Annotated in this window: 19 protein-coding genes and 2 pseudogenes; 2 read left to right on the plus strand and 19 right to left on the minus strand. The window is 37.5% G+C overall.

What is annotated here, in order from left to right; genetic code table 11:
• Positions 1 to 48 precede the first annotated feature (48 nt).
• The 16 genes and pseudogenes from JDW14_05960 to JDW14_06035 all read right to left on the minus strand — a co-directional run bounded on the left by JDW14_05960 (position 49) and on the right by JDW14_06035 (position 21,960).
• Positions 49 to 5,514, minus strand: coding sequence for a MucBP domain-containing protein (locus JDW14_05960; GenBank protein QQD64881.1), 5,466 nt, complete (start codon positions 5,512 to 5,514; stop codon positions 49 to 51).
• 370 nt (positions 5,515 to 5,884) lie between these two features.
• Positions 5,885 to 6,499: a recombinase family protein gene (locus JDW14_05965; GenBank protein ID QQD64882.1), complete on the minus strand. Its 615-nt coding sequence runs from the start codon at positions 6,497 to 6,499 to the stop codon at positions 5,885 to 5,887.
• Between the two features lie 342 nt (positions 6,500 to 6,841).
• Positions 6,842 to 7,708, minus strand: coding sequence for a sugar ABC transporter permease (locus JDW14_05970; protein ID QQD64883.1), 867 nt, complete (start codon positions 7,706 to 7,708; stop codon positions 6,842 to 6,844).
• Positions 7,708 to 9,098: pseudogene (locus JDW14_05975) on the minus strand (sugar ABC transporter permease). The gene JDW14_05970 and the pseudogene JDW14_05975 overlap by 1 nt, the downstream one beginning before the upstream one ends.
• Positions 9,099 to 9,145: 47 nt before the next feature.
• Positions 9,146 to 10,360 (minus strand): extracellular solute-binding protein, encoded by a 1,215-nt coding sequence (locus JDW14_05980; protein QQD64884.1) that lies wholly within the window; start codon positions 10,358 to 10,360, stop codon positions 9,146 to 9,148.
• Between the two features lie 264 nt (positions 10,361 to 10,624).
• Positions 10,625 to 12,115, minus strand: coding sequence for a flavocytochrome c (locus tag JDW14_05985; protein ID QQD64885.1), 1,491 nt, complete (start codon positions 12,113 to 12,115; stop codon positions 10,625 to 10,627).
• A 199-nt stretch (positions 12,116 to 12,314) separates the two neighbouring features.
• Positions 12,315 to 13,805: a flavocytochrome c gene (locus tag JDW14_05990; protein ID QQD64886.1), complete on the minus strand. Its 1,491-nt coding sequence runs from the start codon at positions 13,803 to 13,805 to the stop codon at positions 12,315 to 12,317.
• Between the two features lie 340 nt (positions 13,806 to 14,145).
• Positions 14,146 to 15,195, minus strand: a complete 1,050-nt coding sequence (adhP, locus tag JDW14_05995; protein ID QQD64887.1) for an alcohol dehydrogenase AdhP — start codon at positions 15,193 to 15,195, stop codon at positions 14,146 to 14,148.
• A gap of 243 nt (positions 15,196 to 15,438) precedes the next feature.
• The gene (locus JDW14_06000) at positions 15,439 to 15,654 is read right to left on the minus strand and encodes a hypothetical protein (protein ID QQD66552.1); all 216 of its coding nucleotides are present in this window, start codon (positions 15,652 to 15,654) and stop codon (positions 15,439 to 15,441) included.
• 27 nt (positions 15,655 to 15,681) lie between these two features.
• Complete coding sequence (pip, locus tag JDW14_06005; protein QQD66514.1) at positions 15,682 to 16,614, minus strand: prolyl aminopeptidase; 933 nt, start codon at positions 16,612 to 16,614, stop codon at positions 15,682 to 15,684.
• The gene (locus JDW14_06010; protein ID QQD64888.1) at positions 16,611 to 17,534 is read right to left on the minus strand and encodes a serine hydrolase; all 924 of its coding nucleotides are present in this window, start codon (positions 17,532 to 17,534) and stop codon (positions 16,611 to 16,613) included. The genes pip and JDW14_06010 overlap by 4 nt, the downstream gene beginning before the upstream one ends.
• A 9-nt stretch (positions 17,535 to 17,543) precedes the next feature.
• Positions 17,544 to 18,035 carry a dihydrofolate reductase gene (locus tag JDW14_06015; protein ID QQD64889.1) on the minus strand — a complete coding sequence of 164 codons (492 nt, stop codon included), beginning with the start codon at positions 18,033 to 18,035 and terminating at the stop codon, positions 17,544 to 17,546.
• Positions 18,032 to 18,688 (minus strand): YdeI/OmpD-associated family protein, encoded by a 657-nt coding sequence (locus JDW14_06020; GenBank protein QQD64890.1) that lies wholly within the window; start codon positions 18,686 to 18,688, stop codon positions 18,032 to 18,034. The genes JDW14_06015 and JDW14_06020 overlap by 4 nt, the downstream gene beginning before the upstream one ends.
• Positions 18,689 to 18,699: 11 nt before the next feature.
• Positions 18,700 to 19,059, minus strand: coding sequence for a DUF1801 domain-containing protein (locus tag JDW14_06025; GenBank protein ID QQD64891.1), 360 nt, complete (start codon positions 19,057 to 19,059; stop codon positions 18,700 to 18,702).
• Positions 19,060 to 19,093: 34 nt separating this feature from the next.
• The gene (locus tag JDW14_06030) at positions 19,094 to 20,035 is read right to left on the minus strand and encodes a thymidylate synthase (GenBank protein ID QQD64892.1); all 942 of its coding nucleotides are present in this window, start codon (positions 20,033 to 20,035) and stop codon (positions 19,094 to 19,096) included.
• A 41-nt stretch (positions 20,036 to 20,076) separates the two neighbouring features.
• On the minus strand, positions 20,077 to 21,960 hold the full coding sequence (locus JDW14_06035) for an ABC-F family ATP-binding cassette domain-containing protein (GenBank protein ID QQD64893.1): 1,884 nt from the start codon (positions 21,958 to 21,960) through the stop codon (positions 20,077 to 20,079).
• Positions 21,961 to 22,129: 169 nt separating this feature from the next.
• Between JDW14_06035 and JDW14_06040 the strand changes: the two genes are divergently transcribed.
• Positions 22,130 to 23,668, plus strand: a complete 1,539-nt coding sequence (locus JDW14_06040) for an acyl-CoA synthetase (GenBank protein QQD64894.1) — start codon at positions 22,130 to 22,132, stop codon at positions 23,666 to 23,668.
• Between the two features lie 529 nt (positions 23,669 to 24,197).
• Positions 24,198 to 24,905: a CPBP family intramembrane metalloprotease gene (locus tag JDW14_06045; protein QQD64895.1), complete on the plus strand. Its 708-nt coding sequence runs from the start codon at positions 24,198 to 24,200 to the stop codon at positions 24,903 to 24,905.
• Between the two features lie 58 nt (positions 24,906 to 24,963).
• Here JDW14_06045 and JDW14_06050 read toward each other — a convergent pair.
• The 3 genes and pseudogenes from JDW14_06050 to JDW14_06060 form a co-directional block, all read right to left on the minus strand.
• Positions 24,964 to 25,612: pseudogene (locus JDW14_06050) on the minus strand (HAD hydrolase-like protein).
• Positions 25,613 to 25,725: 113 nt separating this feature from the next.
• Positions 25,726 to 26,376: an ABC transporter ATP-binding protein gene (locus JDW14_06055; GenBank protein QQD64896.1), complete on the minus strand. Its 651-nt coding sequence runs from the start codon at positions 26,374 to 26,376 to the stop codon at positions 25,726 to 25,728.
• Between the two features lie 3 nt (positions 26,377 to 26,379).
• Positions 26,380 to 26,571, minus strand: coding sequence for a hypothetical protein (locus JDW14_06060; protein QQD64897.1), 192 nt, complete (start codon positions 26,569 to 26,571; stop codon positions 26,380 to 26,382).
• Positions 26,572 to 26,701 lie beyond the last annotated feature (130 nt).

Raw genomic sequence — 26,701 nt, forward strand, 5'->3', positions numbered from 1 at the left:
CTTCATACTGTTAGGATTTAACTACAATCGTATTGCTGCGAATTGATGTTATACTTCTTCGTCTTCTTTACGGCTAGTTGCGACTAAGCCTAGACCAACTAAGATTGAAAGTGCTGCAGCACTCCAAGCTATCATTGAATCTGATTCCCCTGTATTTGGGAGCATAGAAGATTTTTGAACTTCATTACTTACTGGTTTTTCAGGTGTTGGTTGACTTGGCTGACTTGGTTGACCTGGTTCAGCCGGTTTGTTTGGTTCACTCGGCTTACCTGGTTCACTTGGTTCACTCGGCTCGCTTGGTTCACCTGGTTCGCTTGGCTCACTCGGCTCACTCGGCTTACTTGGTTCACTTGGTTCACTTGGTTTACCTGGTTCGCTTGGTTCACTTGGTTTACCTGGTTCGCTCGGTTCACTCGGCTCGCTTGGCTTACTTGGTTCACTTGGCTCACTTGGTTTACCTGGGTCACTTGGTTCACTCGGCTTACTTGGCTCACTCGGCTCGCTTGGCTCGCTTGGTTCACTCGGCTCGCTTGGTTCACTCGGTTTTTCTGGTTCACTTGGTTCTTCCGGTTTACATGGCTCAGTTGGTTCAGCTGGATCTGCCGGTGGTGTAGGTACTTCTTTCAACTTGTAAACATAAGTTACTTCGGTTGTACCTGGTACAACTGTTCCGTTTTCTTCACCTTTTGTCATGTTCGGAATCAATTCATAAGTCTTACCGTCTTTAGTCGTAATTGTTTTTGGTTTGTTATCTGTTGTATCGTATGATGTACCCGTTGAGCTTTCTGGTGTATCTGTCACATCTTCTGCGATTGGATTACCTGATTCGTCAACATAATGAACGATAACGTCACCTTTTACTTCTTTGTAGACATAAGTTACTTCGGTTGTACCTGGTACAACTGTTCCGTTTTCTTCACCTTTTGTCTTGTTCGGAATCAATTCATAAGTCTTACCGTCTTTAGTCGTAATTGTTTTTGGTTTGTTATCCGTTGTATCGTATGATGTACCAGTTGAACTTTCTGGTGTATCCGTCACATCTTCTGCGATTGGATTACCTGATTCATCAACATAATGGACGATAACGTCACCTTTTACTTCTTTGTAAACATAAGTTACTTCGGTTGTACCTGGTACAACTGTTCCGTTTTCTTCACCTTTTGTCTTGTTCGGAATCAATTCATAAGTCTTACCGTCTTTAGTCGTAATTGTTTTTGGTTTGTTATCTGTTGTATCGTATGATGTACCCGTTGAGCTTTCTGGTGTATCTGTCACATCTTCTGCGATTGGATTACCTGATTCGTCAACATAATGAACGATAACGTCACCTTTTACTTCTTTGTAGACATAAGTTACTTCGGTTGTACCTGGTACAACTGTTCCGTTTTCTTCACCTTTTGTCTTGTTCGGAATCAATTCATAAGTCTTACCGTCTTTAGTCGTAATTGTTTTTGGTTTGTTATCCGTTGTATCGTATGATGTACCAGTTGAACTTTCTGGTGTATCCGTCACATCTTCTGCGATTGGATTACCTGATTCATCAACATAATGGACGATAACGTCACCTTTTACTTCTTTGTAAACATAAGTTACTTCGGTTGTACCTGGTACAACTGTTCCGTTTTCTTCACCTTTTGTCTTGTTCGGAATCAATTCATAAGTCTTACCGTCTTTAGTCGTAATTGTTTTTGGTTTGTTATCTGTTGTATCGTATGATGTACCCGTTGAGCTTTCTGGTGTATCTGTCACATCTTCTGCGATTGGATTACCTGATTCGTCAACATAATGAACGATAACGTCACCTTTTACTTCTTTGTAGACATAAGTTACTTCGGTTGTACCTGGTACAACTGTTCCGTTTTCTCCACCTTTTGTCTTGTTCGGAATCAATTCATAAGTCTTACCGTCTTTAGTCGTAATTGTTTTTGGTTTGTTATCCGTTGTATCGTATGATGTACCAGTTGAACTTTCTGGTGTATCCGTCACATCTTCTGCGATTGGATTACCTGATTCATCAACATAATGAACAACAACATCACCTTTTACTTCTTTGTAGACATAAGTAATAGTTTGGTCTTGATCTTTTACTTTACCGTCTACTGGAGCAGAACTTATTAAGTGACCATTCTCATCAACACCACCTACTCCGTATTCGCCGGCTGGTACTAATTCATAAGTCTTACCGTCTTCTGTTGTAATCGTTGGTGGTTTTAATTCATCTGTTTTTGTATCATAATCTGTTCCTGTATCAGCATCTTTTGCGACTTCTTTAGCCGGTGCAATTGGATTACCATCAGTATCAACATACGTTACGTCCACATTACCTTTTTGAAGTTCATAGTAGTAGACAATACGTGTTGTTCCCTCAACAACTTTTCCGTCTTCTTTTCCAGCAACTTTTTCGACACGTTTGTAAATTTTACCGTCTTCTGTTGTAATTGTTTCTGGACGATTATCAGTGGTTGTATAAGCTGACCCTGTCGATGTAGCTTGAGTATCAATGACAGCACCCTCCCATTCAGGACGAGCAGTATCATCTTCTTTGTCTTGAGTATCAGCTGTCGCTACATTACCAATTGTCTTACCATTACTTCCGATACCTGTAATCGCCTTACCTGTACCATTTTCACGATAAAGGACAACGACATCACCTTTGACTTCTTCGTAAACATAAGTAATAACTTTTGGTTCTTTACCTACTTGACCAGTTGGACCATCTACACCATGTTTATTAAGTGTTGATGTCGTAAGGTGACCGTCTTTGGCAACATCACCGACTGGATAGTTACCTTCTTTGGTCACTAACTTATAAGTCTTACCAGTTTTAGGGTCTGTGATTGTATTTTTTCTTTGTGGCTCTGAATCATACGAAGTTCCAATTGGTGTATCTTTAGGTTTTACTTCTGCTGATGTATGGATAGGGTTACCCTCTGTATCCACATACTCAACGGTAACTTGACCACCTTTTTGAACAGCATATTCATACTGAATAATTTGTTTTTCTTCAGTAACTGTACCAGTAGCCTCTGCTGAACCTGCTTTGACTTTTGGTGTTCCGTCTGGTGTTGTCACTAATACATAGACAACACCGTCTTTATCCTTCAAAGTTGCTGGTGGTGTATTTTCATACTTCGTTCCAACTGGTGTATTTTGTGCTTTTACGACTGTATCGCTCTTATCTGTCTTGTCTTCTGGATACAAACGAGTCGTTGTGCCTTCTATAAAATGTTGAGCAACTACTTCGCCACCTTTTTTAGCAGCATATTGGTACTGAATCACTTGTCCACCACCATAAGCAATCTTATCACTTACTGGAGCTGAACCGTCTTTTAAAACTGGTTCTCCTTCTTTATTAACAACTAATTCATAAACAATACCGTCTTTATCTTTTAATGTTGGTGGAATATTCGTATCTGCATAAGGCTGGCCATCAATGTCTTTAGCCACTTCTTTTTTCGTAGGATTTTCTTTGTCATAATCCGCTGGATCTGGATACAAGTGAGTATTTGTATTTTCTACGAAGTACTCTGCCTCAACTTTTTCAATTTTAGCATATTCGTAAATCACAGTATCGGATTGTTTCCACCCATTACGGATTGTCGCAATACCAGTGACTGTTCCACGAGCATTAATCAATGGTTCATAGAAAGGTGTACGATGATTAGAATCTCCAACAGACTCAAATGGTCGACTATTTACAGTTGAAATATACTTATAGTCCGTATTTCCTTCTGCTTTAAAATCAGAAAGTGTTTTTTCAGCAATCGGTGCATGAAAAAATGCTTCTCTATCAGCTGAAATTGTTGTCGCAAAATCATTAGCGATAATCTCTTTTTTATAGTCTTCAAGCGATTTACTTGAATCTGCCTTAAATTTCTCTGCAGCAAGCTGGTTAACACCAGCATTGTATAGAGACGCTGCATTATCTATATCTGCTTCTGGTAAATAATACTTATGTTCAAAAATTTTATATTTTTCAATATTAGTAAAGAACTCTTCAGCAGTCGGTAATGTTGCTTCATCTTCGGGATTATTCGCATTTTTTGGACTAACATAGATTGTCATAGTGCCGTGTCCCGTATTATTATCAAACACTACTTTTCGATAAATGGTCATCGGCCCTTTTGCTAATGGTGCTACCAATCTTGTATAAGTGGTATCCCCTGCAAGAATCGTTGGAGTTTCTGTCACCATTCCATTTTTATTTTCATTCTCTGAGACTAATTTGTACTCGGGAATATCAAACGGTTCCGTTGTATAGTTAAACCCATTCCAACCAGATTGAGTATAATCAGGAAGTAGCGGTTTATTGGTCTTATATTCTACATACTTAGTAATTTGCTCAGCATAACTTGGTGAACCGACAACTAATTCATCTAAGTATACGGTCGATTTTCGATTTGCTGCTAATAAATTGTCTTCAATCCCATGTTTATTTTCATTATTAACTCCTGAACGCATAGGAGAGATAGTAATCTGACCTGCTGAATCCACTGTAATAGTTGGATTCGCCTTATCAATCGTTGAAAATGGATTTGAACTACCCGGCTTACTTATATCGGCAACAAAAGCCTCAGCTAATGGCTTTCCATTAGCATCTACTGGTGTCACATAAATAACAGGAGCTTTATCACCAGTTTTTGGAGCTTCAGTATCAATTGATAAGACATATTTCACATCAGGATTGTTTTTATAACCTGTGTAGGCATATGAATAGCGTCCTGCTACTGGATCAACATATTTAAGAGATTTTGGATCAGAAACACTATAATCATCTGTAATTTTAGGTTGATTATTCTCTTGAATCTTCTCTGCATCTTTTAATAGAGAAGAAGTAGAACTTTCCTCACCAGCATCTGCACGAAAACCTGTATAAGACGCAATCTCTTCATCTACTACATCAGCTTTTTTTACAACGTCAAAATTAATTACATTGTTCTTTCCACCACGTTCAGATACAGTTTTTTCAACAACAGGTGATTGATTAGTAGATAATTCCCAACTAGCAAGTGCAGGATTTGTATCTAATTCATTTTTTTCAGTCACAATGGCACTGGCTGCTTCAGATTTTGGCAAGCTTGTTTCAACAGCTGTTGAATGACTTCTTGCATAAACTACTTCATTCGTATCCACATCTGTATAAGATACTTTATAAGTAATTCCAGCCACTCGTTTTGGTGCAACAGTTTCTTCTACTTCAATCGCTGAATCATCAATATCTTTATTATCTTCTGAAACTAAAGTATCTTCTTCAGTTACTTCTGTTGATTCAACCTCATCACTAGAATCCATTACTGGCTGTTCGACTTCATTTTCTACTACTTCATTCGCAACTGAATCAGATTCATCAACAGGTGTATTGACTTCTGCTACCGTTGCTGCTTGTTCCACATTGTCCAATTGTTCTGCCATAGCAGTATCGACATTTGTAATAAATAATGCCCCTAAACTTACCGAGCAGACTCCAACTGACAATTTACGAATCGAAAAACGATCCTTTCTCTTAAAAAACATATCATTCATCCTCTCAAACTTTTATTCATAATATTTTCCCTCAGTATCTACTATATGAATCAGCTACTCATCATCTCCCTCTCCCATTAAAAAGAGCCAATAAACATGGCGAAATTCATAAAACAGCTAATTTATACATCCTTTTCTATTCAAATCAGATGATGTTTTTAGTCAAATTTCAATTGACATAAGCAAACTGCTTCGATGCATTCCAAAAAGCAGAACTTTTTGTACAAATATGATAGAATAATACAAGCTAAGTTTGAGATATTAATTTTGCCAATAAATTAAAACTCTTGGAATAGCTGAGTCAGCTTTTAATACCCACTTCACTACCAAAAGCTGGCTTTTGTTGCGCATTCCGAAAGTCCTAGTATTTTGTACATTTTTTTTGATTTTTTCTGACGACTAACCAGTTATAACAAGTTGTTTTAGCAACACCGAGTATTCGAGCAGCCTCTCGTACATTCAATTCGTGTAATTCCCACTGCTGAAAGACCTCTTCAAAATTGCTCGGAATTTCTTTTTTAGGTCGTCCAAATCGGACACCTTTTTTCTTAGCCTCTCTAATTCCCTCCTTTTGTCTTTGTAACATATTTTCACGCTCGACTTGAGCAACATAGGATAGCACTTGTAACACTAAATCAGAAATAAAGCGTCCAGTAACATTATTATCGAGTGACTTGGTATTCAATAATTCTAAGTCAATCACTCGAATGTCTACTTCACGCTCTCTCACTAAATAACGCCATTGTTCAAGAATTTCATCGTAATTTCTCCCTAGACGGTCGATAGACTTAATCACGATTTCATCTCCCTTTTTAAGACGTTTTACCATTCGTTTATAAGCTGAACGATTAAAATCTTTTCCTGAAATTTTATCAATATAGAGCTGTTTAGTTGAAATCCCCTCTTCATACATAGCAGTTAGCTGTCTATCCACATTCTGCTCCTTTGTCGATACTCGAATATATCCGTATCTCATAATTAGCCTCCTATATGTTTTAAATTGATTATTCTCAAATCAGTCATCAAAAAATTAAGATGATAAAATAATAAAGCCTTACCATTTGACTGATTTATAGCACTCAATGACGAAAAAAATGATGATACTGGCAAAAAAGTCTTGTCTGACAACAAATAAAAGCAGCCTTATATTTGTTGTCATCTTTAGACTTTTCCCCAACATCATCATTTTTCTTATTAAGGAGAACTTGAGAACTCACATTATTCGAAAATATGTGCTCGCAAAAAACAAGTAAAACCTAGTCGATTAGATTTTACTTGTTTCTCACATTTTCATTGTTACTAAATAGTCAAGCAACCATTATCCTTTAACTGCACCGGATACCCCTTCAACATAGAATTTTTGCATGTAGATAAATAAGGCTGCAATCGGTAAGGACACCACAACTGCTCCAGCAGCAAATGCTGTGTACCATTGGTGAATATATTCTTTTTGTAACATATTCCATAAACCAATCGCTACTGTAAATTGGTCACTATTGGCACGAATTAACACTTTCGCAAAGATGAAGTCAACCCATGGCCCCATAAAACTTGTTAAGACAGTATAGATAATAATTGGTTTACTCAATGGAATCGTAATTTTTGTAAAGATTTGCCACTGATTAGCACCGTCGATAGTCGCTGCCTCGTCAATTGAACGTGGCACTGTATCGAAGTACCCTTTCGCAATTTGGAAACCTAAACCGGCACCGGCACTATACACCATAATTAAGGCGATACGTACCATTTGCCCTTCCGTTAATCCTAATGTTTTTAAAATATAGTATTGTGCAATCATCGCCATAAACCCAGGGAATAATCCTAAAATCATCGCAAGGTTCATGTATGGTTTACGGAAATTAAAACGTAAACGTGACAATGAATACGATACACTTAACACGAAGAATGTTGACACCAAACAAGTAAAAATCGCAATGATTAATGTATTGGTAAACATTTTAGGGAAGTTTAATACACTATGGTCAGTAAATAACTTCACATAATTATCCAATGTATACGACTTAGGGAAAAAGCTATTAACATAAGAACCTGGTTCTGCACGAAAACTCGTCAATATAATCCATACAATCGGCAATATCCAAATAAATGAGAGTGCTGCCAACAATAAATGAATCAGCCAATTTGTAATTTTTCTACGCATTCTTGCACTATTCGTTATTTTCATTACATAAACGCCTCCTCATTTTTGTATGATTTACTATTGCGATACGTTACTAAAGTAATAACAGTTAAAATAACGAATGTTAAGATACCAATAACAGCACCTAAGTTGAAGTATTGTTGATCTACCGTTAATTTGTATAACCATGTTACTAATAAGTCCGTTTGACCAGCAGTATCACCCACATAAGTTGGGCCACCACCAGATAATAAGTAAATAACGTTAAAGTTATTGATATTTCCTACAAATTGCGTAATCAAGTAAGGTGTTGTTACGAATAACATGTACGGTAACGTAATTTTAAAGAAGATTTTTACAGGACCCGCACCGTCCATACGAGCTGCCTCATATAATTCTTCTGGAATATTTTTCAAAATACCCGTTACTTGCAACATTGTATACGGAATACCAATCCACACATTGATCACAATAATTGTAATACGTGCCCACATCGCATTTGTCAAAAATGGCAATGGTCCGTCAATCAATCCTGCATTTTGTAAAAGAACATTAATCGCACCTTGTGGTTGTAGCATTGTTTTCATAATCAATAACGATACGAATTGTGGTACTGCAATTGATAAGACAAAACAAAAACGCCATAACCCTTTCATTTTAGTATCCTTACGGTTAATGACCATTGCTAACATCATACCAAGGAAATAATTAATAAATGTTGCAAAAAATGCCCAAATAATCGTCCATTGTAAGACGCCCCAGAACTGTTTCCCGATATTTCCTTTTAAGTTCAACACGCGGAAAAAGTTAGTTAAACCATTCCAGTCAAATAAAATCAACTGATTATTTTCTTTTGAATAAGTCGTAAATGCCATTGAAATCATAAAAATAAGTGGCACTACGTTAAACGCCAAAATACCAAGCATTGGTAATGACATTAAGGTTACATGTAACTTTTCATTGAATAAAGAACGAATGTCTTCACGCAAGTTGTTGATTGGCTTACCTGCACGCTGACGCAATTGTAAACGATATGCATGCTTCAATTGTGCTGCCCATAAACCAATTATCGCAACAATAACAAATAGAGTTAACACACCCATTAATAAAATAATTAATGAATTATCCCCTGCTTGATATTCATAGATTTGCTTCGCTTCATTCCAAACCTTAACTTGATCCGTCTCACCTAATGCAGGTAATGCACGTAAATTCTCTATACCAGTCGTCAACATGAAATAGATAAAGGTAATTTGTAATAGTAATAGCCCAATACCTTTTGCTACTTGACGACGCATCATATGTCCCACACCCATTACAAGTGCCGACAAACGTGTCCAACCATCTCCATTAGCCAAAACACGAATCAAAGATGTTTTGTTCGACATTTCAGTTGCTCCTTTCCTATAATTTAGTCAATTTGGCTTAAATTCATGTAAAGGGAGAGAGCATTAGCTCACTCCCTTTTGTTTTGAGATTCAATTATTCGACTGCACTTGTGTTCATTGCTTCATTTGTTGCTGCTGTTACTTCAGCTGCATTTTCATGAGTTACTTCACCCGCTACAATACGGTCACCTAATGTTTGAGCTGGAGTCCAATAATTAGACATAGCAGCTACTAAAGGTTGGACAACTGACGCAAATTCCATTGCATCAGATTGTGCTTTAGCCAATGCATTACCACTTATATCAATATCTGAGAATGTTGGAATAATGTTACGAGTTTCATAGTGAGCTTGTTGTGCTTCTTTGCTACCTAAGAAAGCTGCAAACGCAACAGCTACTTCTGGATTAGCAGAGTTAGGGTTCACACCAATCGCTTTTGATCCAGCAAATGCTTTTAATTGTTTTTCTTCGCCATTTAATGTGTATTTAGGTGCAGCTGCAATACCTACGTTTTCTTCACCTAAAGCTTTTACCACATTATCGTAATCCCATGTACCTGAGAAGATAGCATTGATTGAGCCGTCTGCTAAACCAGCAATTCCGACACCGTCAGCATCATTACGGAAGTTTTTGTTTTTCACTAAGTCTACTAAGTAATTTGTTACATCTGTACCTTTATCACCTGACCAGTCGATACCAGCAGATTCATCTGTTCCGTCACCGAAAATTGTATTACCATTTGCAGCATAGAACGATGCAATATACCAAGAGTTAGACAATGGGAATGATACCACACCTTTTTCTAACATTTTATCTAAGTTTGTAATATCTTCTTCAGAGAAAACACGTTTGTCATAATACATGAACCATGTGTTCGCTGTAAATGGCACACCATATACTCCGTCATTATAAGTTACTGTTTTAACAGTTGTTTCAGAGTTATTAGCTTTAATGTCTTCAACTGTTTTACCACCTAATTCAGCAATTGCATTAGCTGTTAATAAATCAGGTAATTGGTCATTCGCATACATATACACATCTGCACCAGCTGCTGCATCAGTCGCTAAGTTTGTTTTAGCATCTGCTTCCGGTACCACACCATATTCAAACTTAATATTCCATTCTGGGTGCATTTCATTGAACTTTTCACCCATTTTTTGTAACCATTGCTCACCTGTTTGGTCTTCTTGTGGGCCCCAAACAGTTAACGATACATCTTTAGCCTCTTCAGCTTTTGCTACTGCTCCAAAGGGTACTAAAGTGCTAGCTGCTACTAAGACAGCTAAACTTTTCATCATAAATTTCTTCATGCGACTACCTCCAAAAAATTTTTTATTCGAAATACTTTGCCCTCATATCAAATTCAACGCTATTTAATGGTAAAACTCAACACTTACGCAAACGTTTTCCTAATGATTTAATTATAGCGATAGCGTTTTCTATTGTCAATATATTTTTTACATTTTTCTGGTCTTTTTTATAATTTTTACAATTTAGATGCATAAAGAACAATAGATACTGGCACAACCAAAAAAGCACCTGAATCAATTCAAGTGCTTTTCCATATTATTAAATTATTCAGCTACAAAGGCTGCTGATTGTGCACCAGCTTGACGACCGAAGATGATAATATCAGCAACAGCATTACCACCGATACGGTTTTGACCGTGGATACCGCCTGTTACTTCACCAGCTGCGTATAAACCAACGATTGGTTCACCAGCTTCATTCAATACTTGTGCGTTTGTATTAATTTTCAAACCACCCATTGTATGGTGAATACCAGGAGCTACTTTAATCGCATAGTAAGGAGCTTGTGATAAGTCTGAATCCATACCTGTTGTACGACCAAATTCAGTATCTTCACCAGCTTTAACAGCTTCATTCCAAGTGTCTAATGATGCTTTTAATGTTTCTGCATCAGCACCGATTTGAGCTGCTAAGTCTTCGATTGTTTCACCAGTCGTTACTAAACCATTTTCTTCGTATTTAGCGATTGCTTTTACACGACCTTTTAATGCTTCATCGAATACAACGTAAGCATATTGTTCTTCTAAACCATTAATTGCTGCTGATACATTGTCACGTGTTTCTAATTCGTTATAGAAACGAGAACCTTGTTGATTTACTAAGATTGCTCCCTCACCACGAACAGCTTCTGTAATTAAGTAAGAAGTGCTTTGTTCAACTGACGGGTGAATTTGGATTTGCTCTAAGTCAACTACAGCTGCACCTAATGCTTTAGCCATTTCAATACCGTCACCAGTAGAACCAGCTTGGTTTGTTGTAACATAACCTTTTAATTCCGGTTTTAATTCAGTTACCATGTCTAAGTTAGCACCGAAACCACCTGTTGTTAAAATAACAGCTTTCGCTTTAATTTCTTTTGTTTCGCCACCGATTTCAACTTTGACACCAGTCGCTTTACCGTCTTCTTGTAAAATCTCTACTACATCAGCATTGACGAATAATGGAATTTCACGTTCAGTAACATTTGCATATAAACCGTCTACTAAGTAACCACCTACGGCAGAACCGTCAGCTGGACGGTGTGTACGTTTAACACTCATACCACCTGTTGTTGTTAAGTTACTTAAAGTGATTCCCATTGAATCTAACCACTCGATTGCTTCTGCTGAGTGGTCAACAAAATAACGTAATAATTCTTGGTCATTTGTATCTTTACCACCAGCTAAAGTTTCTTCGAAGAATTTATCATTTGAATCTTCGATTCCCTCTGCTTCTTGGAATTTTGTTTGAGATGCATTCATACCAGCAGATGATTTACTTGTGTTACCACCAGCAACTGGCATTTTTTCTAAAATCGCAACATTTGCTCCAGCATCGTGAGCTGAAATCGCTGCTGCCATACCAGCACCACCGGCACCGATAACCACAACATCATACTCCTCTGCTAATGTAGCAGGATCGGTGTACTCTTTTACAGAAGCACCTGATGTTGCATCTTCTTTCTCTTCTGATGACGCTTGTAAGCGTGGAAATGCTGTGAAAACACTAAGTGCCAATACTAAGGCAACAAAAATATATGACAATTTCTTTTTCATGTCTTTCCCTCCAATAAATATTTTTTACAACGAATATTATATTATAAACAGGTCGAATAATCAACTAGTCAAGTTAAATTGAATGGATATTTTAACGATAATTTACGTAATTTATATAGCTACTTCACTCAGCAATAACAATATATACTTCAAAAAACACTTGAACCGAAGTTCAAGTGCTAATTTATGATTTACTAAATTATTGAGCTGCGAAAGCTGCTGATTGTTCACCAGCTTGGCGACCAAATACAATAATATCCGCTACTGCGTTACCACCCATACGGTTTTGACCATGGATACCACCTGTTACTTCACCTGCTGCGAAAAGACCAGGAATCGCATTGCCGTCTTTATTTAATACTTCTGTATTGGTATTAATTTTCAAACCACCCATTGTATGATGAATACCAGGAGAAACTTTAATTGCATAGTATGGAGCTTGAGAAATATTACGTTCCATAGCTGTTGTACGACCAAAGTCTGTATCATTTTGGTCTTCTACAAATTTATTCCAGCTCTCGATTGTAGCTGCCAAATTTTCTGCTGGCACTTCAAGTGCTTTTGCTAATTCTTCGATACTATCAGCTTTTACAACCATACCTTTACTTTCGTAAGTATCAATTGATTTTGAATGTTCACGCAATTGTTGGTCAAATACAATATAAGCATATTGCTCTTCTAAACCATTAATCGCTGCTGATACATTATCACGTGTTTCCATTTCATTGTAGAAACGAGAACCTTGTTGATTTACTAAGATAGCTCCCTCACCACGAATTGCTTCTGATACAAGGAATGCATTTTCTTGATAAACAGTTGGGTGAATTTGAATTTGTTCCATATCAACTGTATCTGCACCTAATTTTTGTGCCATTGCGATACCGTCACCTGTTGCACCCTCATGGTTAGTTGTTACATAACCGTCTAATTCTGGTTTGTATTGAGTAACAAGATCCATGTTCGCACCAAAACCACCTGATGCTACAATAACTGATTTAGCAGCAACTGTTTTTTCTTCGCCATTTACCATTACTTTAACACCAGCAGCAGCACCGTCTTTTTCGATGATTTCTGTTACATTAGCATTAACAAAGATTGGAATATTACGCTCCATTAAGTTGTTATATAGTCCATTTACAAGGTAGCCACCAACAGCTGAACCGTCAGCTGGACGGTGAATACGTGCCACACTAAATCCACCTGAGAAAGTAACATTATTAAGCGTGATACCGATACTATCAAGCCAGTCAATCGCTTCGGCAGAATGGTCAACCATATAACGAAGTAATTCTGGGTCATTAGTCCCTTTTCCACCTTTTAATGTTTCTTCATAGAATAAATCATTTGTATCTTCAATACCTTGTTCTTTTTGGAATTTAGTTTCAGATGCATTCATACCACCTGAAGACTTGCTTGTGTTACCACCAGCAACTGGCATTTTTTCTAAAATTGCAACATTTGCTCCAGCATCGTGAGCTGAAATTGCCGCTGCCATACCAGCACCACCAGCACCAATGATAACAACATCATACTCTTCTTTCAATTCAGACGGATCAGTATACTCTCTTGCAGACGCACCTGATGTTGCATCTTCTTTCTCTTCTGATGACGCTTGTAAGCGTGGAAATACTGTGAAAACGCTAAGTGCCAATACTAAGGCAACAAAAATATATGATAATTTCTTTTTCATATCTCTTCCTCCAATAATTATTTTTTTCACAAAAGGTATTATATAATATGCTTAATTTTTTATCAAGCCATTTTGTGAAAAAAATTCAAAATTGATTAAGCAAGCCACTTCCAATTGGATATATGAGCCATGTGTTATTAATTCGCTAGAACATTCTTTCACAAAATAAGTTCTGTTCCACATTCAAAATCTAGTTGTCCAATGTATTCAATAGAAAATTGAGTTTTTAAAATGTTTACAAATCATTGTCTTGTCATCCATTTTCATTCCATTGTGTTACTTGGACTAAAAAAAAGACAAACCCCTATTTCATAGGAGTTCATCTCTCTCATTATCTATCTTAATGGCAGCCACAAGAACAATCACTGTGTCCTTTTTTCATATCAATAACCATACGGCCTTGAATCGTTCCATTTTCCATTTCTTCAAATACATCATTGACTTCATCTAATGAACGAGTTTGAACCACTGGTACGACTTTGCCCTCTGCACCGAATTGGAACGCTTCTTCTAAATCTTTTCGAGTACCAACGAGTGAACCAATTACTTCAATACCGTCTAATACGGCTTTAACAATTGGCAAGTCCATTGTTTCTGACGGTAAACCAACAGCAACCACTTTACCAGCAGCACGCACGCAGTTAATCGCATCATTGAATGCCACTTTTGAAACGGCCGTCACAACTGCTGAGTGAGCACCACCCACTTTTTCTTGGATATAAGCAGCAGTATCGCCAATTTCTTTAGCGTTTAATGCAATGTCAGCCCCTACTTCTAAAGCTAAGTCTAATTTATCTTGATTAATATCAATCGCAATAACATGTGCATTGAATACGTGTTTCGCATATTGAATTGCTAAGTTTCCTAGGCCTCCACAACCGTAAATCGCAATCCATTGACCTGGTTTTGCATCAGCCACTTTAATCGCTTTATAAGTAGTAACACCAGCACATGTAATCGAACTTGCTTGAGCTGGGTCTAAGCCCTCTGGCACTTTTACTGCGTAGTCAGCAGTAACTAAACATTGTTCTGCCATACCACCGTCAACACTGTAACCAGCATTTTTCACTTTACGGCATAGCGTTTCACGACCTGTTGTACAGTATTCACAGCTACCGCATCCTTCAAAGAACCAAGCAATACTCACGCGGTCACCAACTTTTAAGCTAGTAACACCAGGCCCAATTTCAGATACAATCCCAATTCCTTCGTGTCCGACAACACGACCAGGCACTTGTCCAAAGTCACCATGTGCTACGTGCAAATCAGTATGACATACACCACAGTATTCGACATCAACTAAAGCCTCACCATAACCTACTTTAGGTGTTTCTTTTTCAACAATCTCAACACGACCATTACTTTCTTTTGTTACAACTGCTGCTCTCATCATCAACACTCCTTAATTAGTGATTTATTTCACAATTTAATTTGTACTAAATTGCTCTTGTATCATATATTATAATCCAATATTATCAATAAATAAAGCCTTATTTTCATTTTTTAAATAAATTTTCATTATTTTAAAACTCCAACATTGAGAAAAATATCACAAAGTGTAATGGATACTATTTTATAAAATATCCCCCACAATCGACTGTCAATTGTGGGGGATAACAACAAATAAGATAAATTAAATTCTTAAACTCGTAAAGCGATACTCTTCGTACTGTATTACCGTTTTAAAAAAGTTAATTAACGGTTCGACCATGTATTCTGACGGAGTTAGATTATCTACTTTTTGTAAACCAAAAGCAGTTTGCCATAAATCTAGTTTTATTTGGTAAGTTAAATTACTTTTTTCTTCAGTATACTCACTCTTAAATTCTTGATTATTAATCGCAAACATCCTCTTTTGAATAATCAGTTCTTAATTTTACTTCAAACGTTCCATAACTTGCCACAATGCATCAAACATTGCATCATCATACGGAGTGTGTCCACCCAATGAAATTAGCTGCAAATTCGCCTGTGGACAAGCCTTTTTAAGTTCATACGCTCCAATCGGACGGCAGTCAATGTCATAGCGACCATGAACAATATCCATTGGAATTTCTCGCAATTGTTCAGCACGATTTAATAAATAATTATCTTCGTCCCAAAACATTTTATTCGCAAAATAATGAGCCTCCAATAATCCAATTGACCGGTCTCCATTACTGATTGTTATCGGAATTAGTGTTTCATCTGGTACTAGGCAAACAATTGCTGATTCCCACTGGCTCCATTTCAAATAGGCTGCCTCACGAATTGCCTCGTCATCACTCGTCATACGGCGATAATATGCCTGTACTAAATCATCTTGCTCTGACTTCGGAATAAATTGCTTAAATTGTTCGAACTCCTCTGGATAATAGTAGCCTGCTCCCTCTTGGAATAGCCAGTCCACATCACTTTGTCGCCCTAAGAAAATACCACGCAAAATGAGATGTTGCACACGTTTAGGGTGATGAATCGCATAAGCTAATGCCAAAGTCGAACCATAGCTACCACCGAACACATACCACTGTTCAACCCCCAATTGCTCACGAATGATTTCCATATCGCCAACACTGTGTAGTACCGTATTGTTTTCCAAACTTAAAAATGGCGTGCTTTGCCCAGTACCACGTTGGTCAAAGAGAATAATTCGATAATACTGTGGGTCGAAAAAGCGTCGAGATAATTCACTAATAGCCCCACCAGGCCCACCGTGTAAGAAGACAACAGGCTGACCATTCGGATTGCCACATTCTTCCACATATAAAGTATGCGTATCATCAACAGCAATGTGATAAGTTTGATTAACAGGTGTATCTTTATACATTATTGTGCCTCCTTTACTAATGGCATAAAATGTTCACTTAAATCGCCGAATGTAAAACCACGACTCGTTTCATTACTTGTCAAAACGACAAAAACAACTGGAAATCCTTTTGATTTTTCCCAAAGTAACGCATCATGCAGACTGACACCGTCTAGCTGCTCGCTGAGTGCCCCATATAATGTATCAGACGCACTTAATGTCACTGCGATACCAACTGGGCCATGTTGCGATAATAATTTCAAAGCCTCTTGATTATATGGCTTTTCAAATAAAACATCTTGATACAAGGCTAGTAAGAGATTTGCCACATCTGATGCTGATGTTTGATTGTTAATAATTTCTTCGCCCATTGGTGCTGCCAAATGCGTTTGAATAAAACCAAGATTTTTAATTGCTTCATCAACCTTTTCAATGCCACCAAGTGCTTTAATCATCACATTAGTCGCTGCTAAATCATGAGATTGTAACATCAATTGCAGTAAGGTTGTGTAATCATAGTCCTGCTCCAATGGTAAATTTTTTAAAGCACCCGAACCCTCTACAATATCGTCTGGAGTTACTTGAATTTTATCATTGGGGTTAATCGCACCAGTTTCTACTTGATGATAATAGGCTGCTAAAATAAATAAGTTAATCAGACTATCTGCTGGTAAAACCTGTGTGCTTTGTTGTTCGGTCGTTAAAATATCTGAGCCAACTTGTAAATAGATGGACGTTTGTTCATTGGACGATTGAATAATGTCAATTAATTCGTCCAATGTCTGATTGGTATGACTAGAATCACCAGTATTCGAAATCTCTGGCCATTGAATTGTTTCTTCGAGAATGTATTGACCTTGTTGACTGGTTTCTTGTGCATTTACATTTATCACCGTCGATGCTACCAATACTAACGCACTGCCTAAACTGATTAATTTTTTCATTATTTCACCTCACTCACACTTTTTCCACCATTCGAATTGATGTGGAATTTGATTTTTTTCGTCCATTATTCCTTGTTCAATTTTTTCACAATGCCATTTTGTAGCATCCAATTCCGGCATAAACACATCACTGTCAAATACCGCCTTAATTTGCGTGCGAATCACACAATCAGCATACGGCAATAGTGTATTGAATAATTGTGCTCCACCGATAACCATGAGTGGCTCTTGTTCGCTCATTCGTAGCACTTCATCGACAGTTGACAATACTGTCAAACCTACAATCTCTTGCTTATAAGACGTATCTCGTGTCACAACTACGGTATTGCGACCCGGTAGCAGTCGGCAGCCCATTGATTCAAATGTTTTGCGTCCCATAACAATGGTTTTCCCCATTGTCTGAGCCTTAAAAAATTTCAAATCATTCGGTAAATGCCATGGCAATTGATTTTGATAACCAATGCCCCCTTGCTCATCTTGCGCATAGATAAATGTAATCATTTTTCGTCCCTGCTTTCTGCTGACAAACTATTTTGTAATTCATTCAAACGTTTGTCTTTAGTCGGTTGTGTCTTAGCACTATAAAGATGCCGTAACCACTGTCTTTGTCTACCCGGTGTTAACTGTTTAAATCGCATTTGTTCTTCTGACGTTAATCGCTGCAACAAATCGGACTCATATTGTACATAATCTGCCACACGTCCGCTCGGCTTAGTATCCGATTGACGTGATAAACGTTCCAACTCCTTGGCAGATGCATGTTTAATCCCAATAATTGTCCACACAGCGTTCAAGCTCACCATGCGATTAAACTTATAATGCGTTCCCGGTAAAAATCCTAACGCATCATCTACTTCTAAAGCTGGAAACAAATGGTCACGATGAATACCTGGATAAATACCATTGTTGAGTTTAGGATACATTAGATAACAGACACCACCCTCTCGCAATGTCTGATGTTCATGTAAACGATAGAGTTGCTCTTTCATCTCCGTCAATGAAAATACGTGCAACAACACGCAATCATATTGCATTTGCCAACTAAACTCTCGGTCTAAATTTAAGTCACTCAACTCTGGACTATGTTCATTTTCATTGACTAAAACGATATGCTGATAACGATTCAATGATAATTTCCGTTGCAGTGATTCCATAGCATTCTCCCCTACCGCCAAAACTTTTGATAATCTTTCTTTTCCTCAATATTAAACGCAATCATGCGACGAATTAAATCTAAATCAACCGTATCCGTTGCCCCTAATTTCAAATAATTTTTAGTCGTCGCATACTGTCTGGCTTGTATCTCTGCTGCAAAATGTTCCATAGTCGCTATTTCTGGTGCGACATTAACATAGTGCTTGGATACACTAAACCCGATAATATATGTGCCATGGTCAAGAAACATTGGTTGATTCCACTTGACAGCATACTCTAGCTTAGGAAATTCTGTTTGAATTAAATCATAAATTTGTTGTAACTGTTGTGCTTGTATTGGATTTTGTAATTCCTGAATATATGCTTGCATGACTGCCCTCCCTTGTATTGACTTGATTGGAGCACTACACTGCTATCGGTGCTTTAATCGTCGGATGAGGTTCATAGCCGTCTAAACGAATCGCTGCTGCATCAATTTGGTCTATCGGTGCATCGCCGTCGATAATAAGTTTCGGTAATTCACGTGGTGTGCGGCTTAATAATAATTTTGCTTGCTCCACATGATTCGCATACAAATGGGCATCTCCTAATGTATGAATAAATTCTCCCACTTGCAAGCCTGTTTCACGAGCGATTAAATGAATCAATAACGCATAACTTGCGATATTAAAGGGAACACCTAAAAAAACATCAGCACTGCGTTGATACAGTTGGCAACTTAATTTACCGTCTTGCACATAAAATTGGAACAATGAATGACAAGGTGGCAATGCCATATTAGGCACATCTTCGGGATTCCAAGCCGACACAATTAAGCGTCTTGAATCAGGATTTTTTTTAATCTGCTCAATCACTTGAGAGATTTGATCCAATGTTTCGCCATTACGCAATTGCCACGCACGCCATTGCTTGCCATAAACATCGCCTAATTCTCCATATTGGGCTGCAAAATCATCATCTTCTAAAATCCGTTGTTGGAACGCAGCCATTTCTTGTTCATACACTTGACGAAACGCATCATCTTCTAATACTCGCACGCCAAAATTATCCATATTCGGCCCTTGATAGTCAGCACTTTTTACATATCGTTCAAATGCCCACTCGTCCCAAATATGATTGTTATGCTCTAATAAATAGCGAATATTTGTATCGCCACGCAAAAACCATAATAATTCACTTTTGATTAATCCAAATGGCACTCTTTTACTCGTAACCATAGGAAAACCGTCTGCTAAATTAAAACGCATTTGATAGCCGAATAAACTATACGTTCCGACTCCAGTACGGTCACTTTTAAAATGCCCTTTCGTTAAAATATCTGATACGAGTTGTTGATATACTTGCATTCTTTACTCCTTATATTCCATTATTTTTGTCATCACACGATTTACGCACGTTCAGCCAATTCTTCTTGGCGTTCATATAGAGCCATTAATGCCTCTTCCTTTTCTTCCAGTTCACGTTGTAAATCCATTAATTTACCAGCATCGCTGCTCGGCTTGTTCATTTCTGCTTGAATTTCTTCTAAACGCACTTCTAGCTTAGTAATTTTATTCGGTAATTCTGCCCACTCTTTTTTCTCGTGATAGCTTAATTTTTTAGCTGGTACACTCACTTTTTCCGGTTCGGCACTTTTTTCTACCACTGGTTTTGCTTTTTCAACCGGTTGGCTCTCTGCACGTTCGAGATAATCCGAATAATTACCCCAAGAAACAGTATAAGCACCTTGTCCTTGAATATCGAGTAATTGATCAACCGTTTTATCTAAAAAATATCGGTCATGCGATACAACCACCACAACACCCTCAAAGGTCGCCAAATAATCTTCTAAAACGGTTAAAGTATCAATATCCAAATCATTTGTCGGCTCATCAAGTAACAATACATTTGGCTGTTGAATCAATAAAGATAACAAATACAAACGACGACGTTCGCCGCCAGAGAGTGTACGAATTTCACTGCCATGCGTATTACGTGGAAAATTAAATTGCTCCAATAATTGTGACGCACTAACAAGCGAACCGTCTTCACGTTTAAAATTATCAGCAATCTTCGTCAAATACGCTAACACACGCACATCGCCAGGTAAATCTTGGTCTAACTGACGGTAATAGGCTAAACGCACCGTTTGACCCATTTCATACGTTCCACTATCAATCGAGTGCATACCAGCAATCGTATTTAAGAAAGTCGTTTTACCAACACCATTTTCACCGATAATACCGATACGTTCACCTTTGACAAAATTCTTTGTAAAATCACGAATAACTGATTGATTATTAATCGAAACCGACACATTTTCCATGTCAATAATCCGATTACCGATTCGTTGTTGTTGAAAATTAAACTCAATGCCGTCCACTTCTTGATTGCGTGATGCAATCGTTGATTTTAAGTCATGGAAACGGTCGATACGTGCTTGTTGTTTCGTTGTACGAGCTTTTGCTCCTTTACGCATCCATGCTAATTCTTGTTGGAATAGCTTATCTTGCTTTTCCTGAGTTCGTTGTTGAATCTCAGCTTGCTCAGCACGTTTTGTCAAATATGTTTCATAATTTCCCTCATAAGCTGTTAATTTTCCAAAACGCAATTCGACAATGTGATTAACCGAACGCTCTAAGAAATAACGGTCATGGGTTACTAAGAGCAATGCACCTTGATAATTTGCCAAATATTTTTCTAACCACTGTACGCTTTTAACGTCCAAATGGTTAGTCGGCTCGTCTAAAATCAATAAATCCGGTTGCTCAATTAAAACTTGGGCAATCCCAATTCGTTTTTGTTCCCCACCAGAACATTCACCAACAATACGTGTTAAATCCACTAAACCAAGTTGCGATAAAATTGATTTTGCACGCACTTCCACGTCCCATACATTATGCAAGGTCATCTCATCGCTCATTTTAGTAAAACGAGTAAGCAAGGTATTATTCGTAGGGTCAGCCTCTAATTGTGTGCGTAACTGCTCATATTGCAGCAACAATTGAATATCTTTCGCTTGGCTATCGTAGACTGTTTCTAATATTGTCTTAGTCGGCTCTAATTGGGGATTTTGATCTAAATAAGCAATCGTGTAATCATTTGGTTTAGTTATCTCACCAGTATCATAATTATCAATACCAGCTAATACTTTTAAAAAGGAACTTTTGCCCGTTCCATTAGGGCCGATTAACCCCACTCGTTGCCCTGTCCGTATCGCCCAATCAATTTGCTCAAGTAAAACTTTTGTCCCATACGTTTTAGACAATTGTGTTATTTTTAATTCTTTCAACAGCATCACCCTTTCGATTCAGTTGCGTCATCTATAAAAAATCAATCGTTATCTAAATAATCAATGACACGTATTTCTCAAACAGTATACCATAATTCGCTATAAAATACTTGCAGCATAAACTGACAGCCCACCGAATTTGTGATAAACTAATCCCATTATGAAATGAATGGAGTGTTCACTATTGGATAAAAGTTTCCCTTACAAACCACTAAATTTATATCAAAATTATCGTGATTCTGCATTACAAACACCAGACGTGATGATTGCCGTCGATACGGTTATGCCAGCCTTTCCTGAATTGGCAACTCAAACAACGTATCAACACAGTCACGATGCCATTGTGCAAAGAGCATATCAATTGGCTACTTATGGCATAAAGCACGGAGATAAGGTCATGATTTTCAAATCTGCTGCTTTGGATACCTATTTACTCGCCGTAGCCGTTACCTATTTAGGTGCGATTCCAGTCATGGTTTCATATCATTTACCTACATCAACTATTGAAACCTTTATCGAACGCTTAGAACAGCCCTTTGTGCTCTATGACAATGCGACTAAATCAACAATGGCAGCTGTCACTAACTTAGCCAAAGAACAACAATTACACATTGCTGACTTATTAAACTTAGCACCAACTATGGTCGAACACCAACCATTGCCAGACGATGTGATTTGTTATATGACCCATACTTCTGGTACAACCGGAGTACCAAAACTGATTTGTCACTCAGCCAATTCAATGGGCTGGCGTACAAAATGGCAGAAGACTGTTTTTGATAAAATTGATACAAAACGACCTTTAGCCTTTCACATTTCACCGGTTCATTCACGATACAATATCGGTGTCAGCTCTGCCATGTCACTCGGTTTTCCACTTGTATCAATCACTCATGCTGATTTTGATACACTAGAACAAGTACTTACCACGTATCAACCGATTGCATTAGAGACCCACCCAAACAACTTTGTTCGCTGGGCAGAGTTAGCACAAGCCAAACCAGAATTATTTGAACAAACTCGCTATTATCATTCAACCTTTGATGCAATCAATTATGGTACAATGGCTGCATTTTTATCGGCATCTAAAGCACAGTCGCCTGTCTTTTTACAAGTCTACGGACAAAGTGAGTGCGGCCCAATGATTTTACGGTCACATCGCTTAGAAACATTAACCGAACAAGATGCACGTAATATGGGAGTTGGACTCTTAGATTTAACAAAAGCTCGCATTGCCGATGAACAAGGACGTATTTTACCACCTAATACTGACGGAAATATTCATCTTTACTCAAAAGGTCGAGCATTAACTTACTATAAAGAAGATGAACGATTCCAAAAAACTGTCTATGGCGAATGGTGGGATAGTGGCGATTATGGCTGTATCAATGAAGACGGACACTTAATCTTAAAAGACCGTCAAGTTGACTTGATTCAAGATGTTAACAGTAACTTGGCACTTGAAGACTTCTTACTTGACCATTTAACTTTTTTAAATGAAGTTGTCATTGTCAAAGGAAAAGAAAATCGTGCACAACCTGTCATCACATTAAAAGACAATCAAACAATGGACTGGGACGCTTGGTGGCACCAAGTCAGCGATTTACCTCATTTATACAAACCATTAATTATGAAATGGGAAGAAATTCCACGCACAGCTACAATGAAAGTACAACGTAGACAATTGGAAACGATGATTAGTGAGTAGGGTGTTTTGTTTTTTTCAAATTGCATTTCTTGTTGAAAACTGAATTAATGTTCTGTATAATATAAATAGAAAGAGCCGAGCGGGAACTCGACTCTTATGTAGAACCGTTTCAGACGGTGGCTACCGACTTTATTGATTTATAAGCCGTTTGTCAAAGTTAAGGACGGCTTATTTTTTATGGTTGTCTTCATGAATTTGGTGGCACAAAGCTATCAAGCTGATAGTAAAACTACTAAACAACAAGATTGTTTGTACAACTTCAAATGCAGTCAACCTTGGCTACTCCTTTCTTACGGATTTCAGCACTTACTTCCATAAGCACCACCTCCTTTGTAATTTAGGGTAGCCACCGTCTTCACTTTTCTACATTTTTAGTATAGCAAAAATACATATAATTTCAATGTAATCGTTTTAATTTTATATCTTCCCCTGTAAAACTAACTTCATAAATTTACTCGATTATCCCCCCACCACCGATTTGTTATGGTATAATAATCTAGCAATCTGTATTAAATTTGTGGAGGTTTCTATGAAAAAATATGCTAATATAATTATGTTTCTTGCCTACGGTATCATGATGATAATCAGTGGTCATTTAATTGATGTCATTGGCGATACCAATGCTGTTTTACTAAATAGTGTCTCAACGCTGGCACTCGGCATTTATTTGTTTCATGACCACTTAAAAGCTGAATATCACCGGATTCGTCAACGCATTACAATACCAAAGCTATTCTTACTATCCGTTGGTTTATTTTTCCTAAGTGGGATTGTTCGCTTGTTATTAGTCTACGGATTATCCGAATTTATTAACTTTGATACACTCGGACAAAACCAACAAGAATTAGCTGAAATGCAACAAAATATACCATTTGTGCTATTCTTTTTCTTAACGGTTATTTCAGCACCTATTGTAGAAGAATTAGTTTTTCGCCATTCACTAAATGGTTGGGTCAATCCAAATAATCGAGTATTACAAATCGTCATGTATGCTGTATCAACCTATCTATTCGCAGCAGCCCATGTCTTTGCTTTACAAGATTTCATTATTTATTTACCATTATCCCTTGTACTCATCTGGATGTACGCTCGTTTCGATAACAATGTCATGGCATCTTTAGCCTTTCATTTTACCAATAATGCAATCGCAACAGTGGTGACACTTTTGTCATCCTTGATACCAGTAGAACAACTTGGCGAGCCAGTTAGCACCATTCTTCATTTATTTGTAAAATAATAACGCAAATACACCTCACATTACTTAGCTATCTAAGTCGTGTGAGGTACTTTTATTTCTACAATAATAAATCAAGCAAGGCTTGAGTAGTTTCAACAATATGGGTTGCTCCGGCTTGTTTCAATTCATCAAAATCGCCATATCCATACAGCACACCTACTGCATCTAAATGATGATGATGTGCCCCTTCTATATCATGATGCCGATCGCCAACCATAACGGTTGTTTCGGCACAAATGTCTGTATTTCTCGATAACACCAAATTGATAACCTGTTCTTTGGTGCTCACCACTCCGTCAAATGTCGCACCGACAATATCTTCAAAATACTGCTCCAACTGATAATGTTCTAGTATTCGACGTGCGAGAGGTTCTGGTTTAGCAGTCGCAATGTAGAGCTTTTTGCCAGCAGCTTTCAACTGTTGTAACACCACTTCAATTCCCTCATACAAAGTCGACTCAAATAGCCCGATATGATTATAGCGTTCACGATAGGTCGCTGTCGCTAATTGTGCCGTTTCATCATCTAAATGTGCATAATGTTTAAACGAATATGTTAACGGTGGCCCAATAAATAAATAAATTCAGTGTCGCATCATCAAGTGGTGGTAATTTCAAGGTATCCATTGCATATCGAATTGATGCGATAATTCCTGGAGCCGATTCTGTAATCGTGCCGTCTAAATCAAAAAGGATTGTTTCATACATGGTTTACTCCCCCATTTCTACTGATAATAGTGTAACATAATTTTATGGGAAGTTGTGACTGCAATCCTAGTTATTTCGTAAGATTTATAACTACCGATCTCCTCGTAATATCCTTATCCCTTAATCCTACCGTCGTCCATTTTGATAACTCTTGTTGCATATCGAGTTAAATCCTTATTGTGCGTACTCATTAATATAGTAGTCCCCATTTGATTTAATTGTGCAAAATAATTCATAATCAACTGTCCAGTTTCGGAATCTAAGTTCCCTGTTGGTTCATCGGCAATTATTAATTGTGGATTAATGACTAATGCCCTTGCAATCGCTACTCGTTGCTTTTGGCCATCCGATAGTTCAGATGGATAATTTTTACTTTTCTCCCCTAATCCAACAATTTCCAATGCTTTCATTGCTCGTTGTCTTCTCTCAACCGTTTTAACCCCAGCATATCCTAATGGCAAAGCGACATTATCTAAAACTGTTAAGTGATTAATTAAATGAAAAGCCTGAAAAACAAAGCCAATCTTCTGATTACGAATTCTAGATTTTGCATCTACCGATAAATGTGCCACTTCTTCGCCACAAAAAGTATAATTCCCTGAAGTTGCGTTGGACATTAATCCGATTAAATTTAATAAAGTTGTCTTCCCACACCCAGACTGACCTAGTAACATGATAAATTCGCCACTATTAATCGTTAAGTGAATATCTTTCAAAATTTCTGTATCGCCATACGAGAAATGAATATTTTCTAACGTAATCATGTTTTACACCTCACTTAAAATCGCAATAGGGTTCATCTTCGTATATTTCTTAGCGAGTAAGACAGTAATGAAGAGCGTCATGATGAATTGACATAAAATTAATAACAAACTATATCCAAACGACAGATTAATCGGCACTCCTAGCATATTGCCATTGAATAGTACAATCGCATACGATGATACAATGCCAATCATACCACTCACCAAAACTACCAAAATGAGTTCTAGCAACAGTTCAATTAATAATTCCTTTTTAGTCGCTCCCACCAAAAAACATAGCGAAATATTACCTTTTCTTCTATCAATAAAAGTAGACACCAGTCCA

It is taken from the genome of Aerococcaceae bacterium zg-252, from assembly GCA_016237705.1.
Lineage (GTDB): Bacteria > Bacillota > Bacilli > Lactobacillales > Aerococcaceae > Globicatella > Globicatella yangjingiae.

Excerpts from the sequence above, each read along its gene's own strand:
- JDW14_05960 (QQD64881.1), bottom strand. The coding sequence starts at position 5,514 with ATGTTTTTTAAGAGAAAGGATCGTTTTTCGATTCGTAAATTGTCAGTT.
- JDW14_05965 (QQD64882.1), bottom strand. The coding sequence starts at position 6,499 with ATGAGATACGGATATATTCGAGTATCGACAAAGGAGCAGAATGTGGAT.
- JDW14_05970 (QQD64883.1), bottom strand. The coding sequence starts at position 7,708 with ATGAAAATAACGAATAGTGCAAGAATGCGTAGAAAAATTACAAATTGG.
- JDW14_05980 (QQD64884.1), bottom strand. The coding sequence starts at position 10,360 with ATGAAGAAATTTATGATGAAAAGTTTAGCTGTCTTAGTAGCAGCTAGC.
- JDW14_05985 (QQD64885.1), bottom strand. The coding sequence starts at position 12,115 with ATGAAAAAGAAATTGTCATATATTTTTGTTGCCTTAGTATTGGCACTT.
- JDW14_05990 (QQD64886.1), bottom strand. The coding sequence starts at position 13,805 with ATGAAAAAGAAATTATCATATATTTTTGTTGCCTTAGTATTGGCACTT.
- adhP (QQD64887.1), bottom strand. The coding sequence starts at position 15,195 with ATGAGAGCAGCAGTTGTAACAAAAGAAAGTAATGGTCGTGTTGAGATT.
- JDW14_06000 (QQD66552.1), bottom strand. The coding sequence starts at position 15,654 with ATGTTTGCGATTAATAATCAAGAATTTAAGAGTGAGTATACTGAAGAA.
- JDW14_06010 (QQD64888.1), bottom strand. The coding sequence starts at position 17,534 with ATGAAAAAATTAATCAGTTTAGGCAGTGCGTTAGTATTGGTAGCATCG.
- JDW14_06015 (QQD64889.1), bottom strand. The coding sequence starts at position 18,035 with ATGATTACATTTATCTATGCGCAAGATGAGCAAGGGGGCATTGGTTAT.
- JDW14_06020 (QQD64890.1), bottom strand. The coding sequence starts at position 18,688 with ATGGAATCACTGCAACGGAAATTATCATTGAATCGTTATCAGCATATC.
- JDW14_06025 (QQD64891.1), bottom strand. The coding sequence starts at position 19,059 with ATGCAAGCATATATTCAGGAATTACAAAATCCAATACAAGCACAACAG.
- JDW14_06030 (QQD64892.1), bottom strand. The coding sequence starts at position 20,035 with ATGCAAGTATATCAACAACTCGTATCAGATATTTTAACGAAAGGGCAT.
- JDW14_06040 (QQD64894.1), top strand. The coding sequence starts at position 22,130 with ATGGAGTGTTCACTATTGGATAAAAGTTTCCCTTACAAACCACTAAAT.
- JDW14_06045 (QQD64895.1), top strand. The coding sequence starts at position 24,198 with ATGAAAAAATATGCTAATATAATTATGTTTCTTGCCTACGGTATCATG.
- JDW14_06055 (QQD64896.1), bottom strand. The coding sequence starts at position 26,376 with ATGATTACGTTAGAAAATATTCATTTCTCGTATGGCGATACAGAAATT.
- JDW14_06060 (QQD64897.1), bottom strand. The coding sequence starts at position 26,571 with ATGATTGGCATTGTATCATCGTATGCGATTGTACTATTCAATGGCAAT.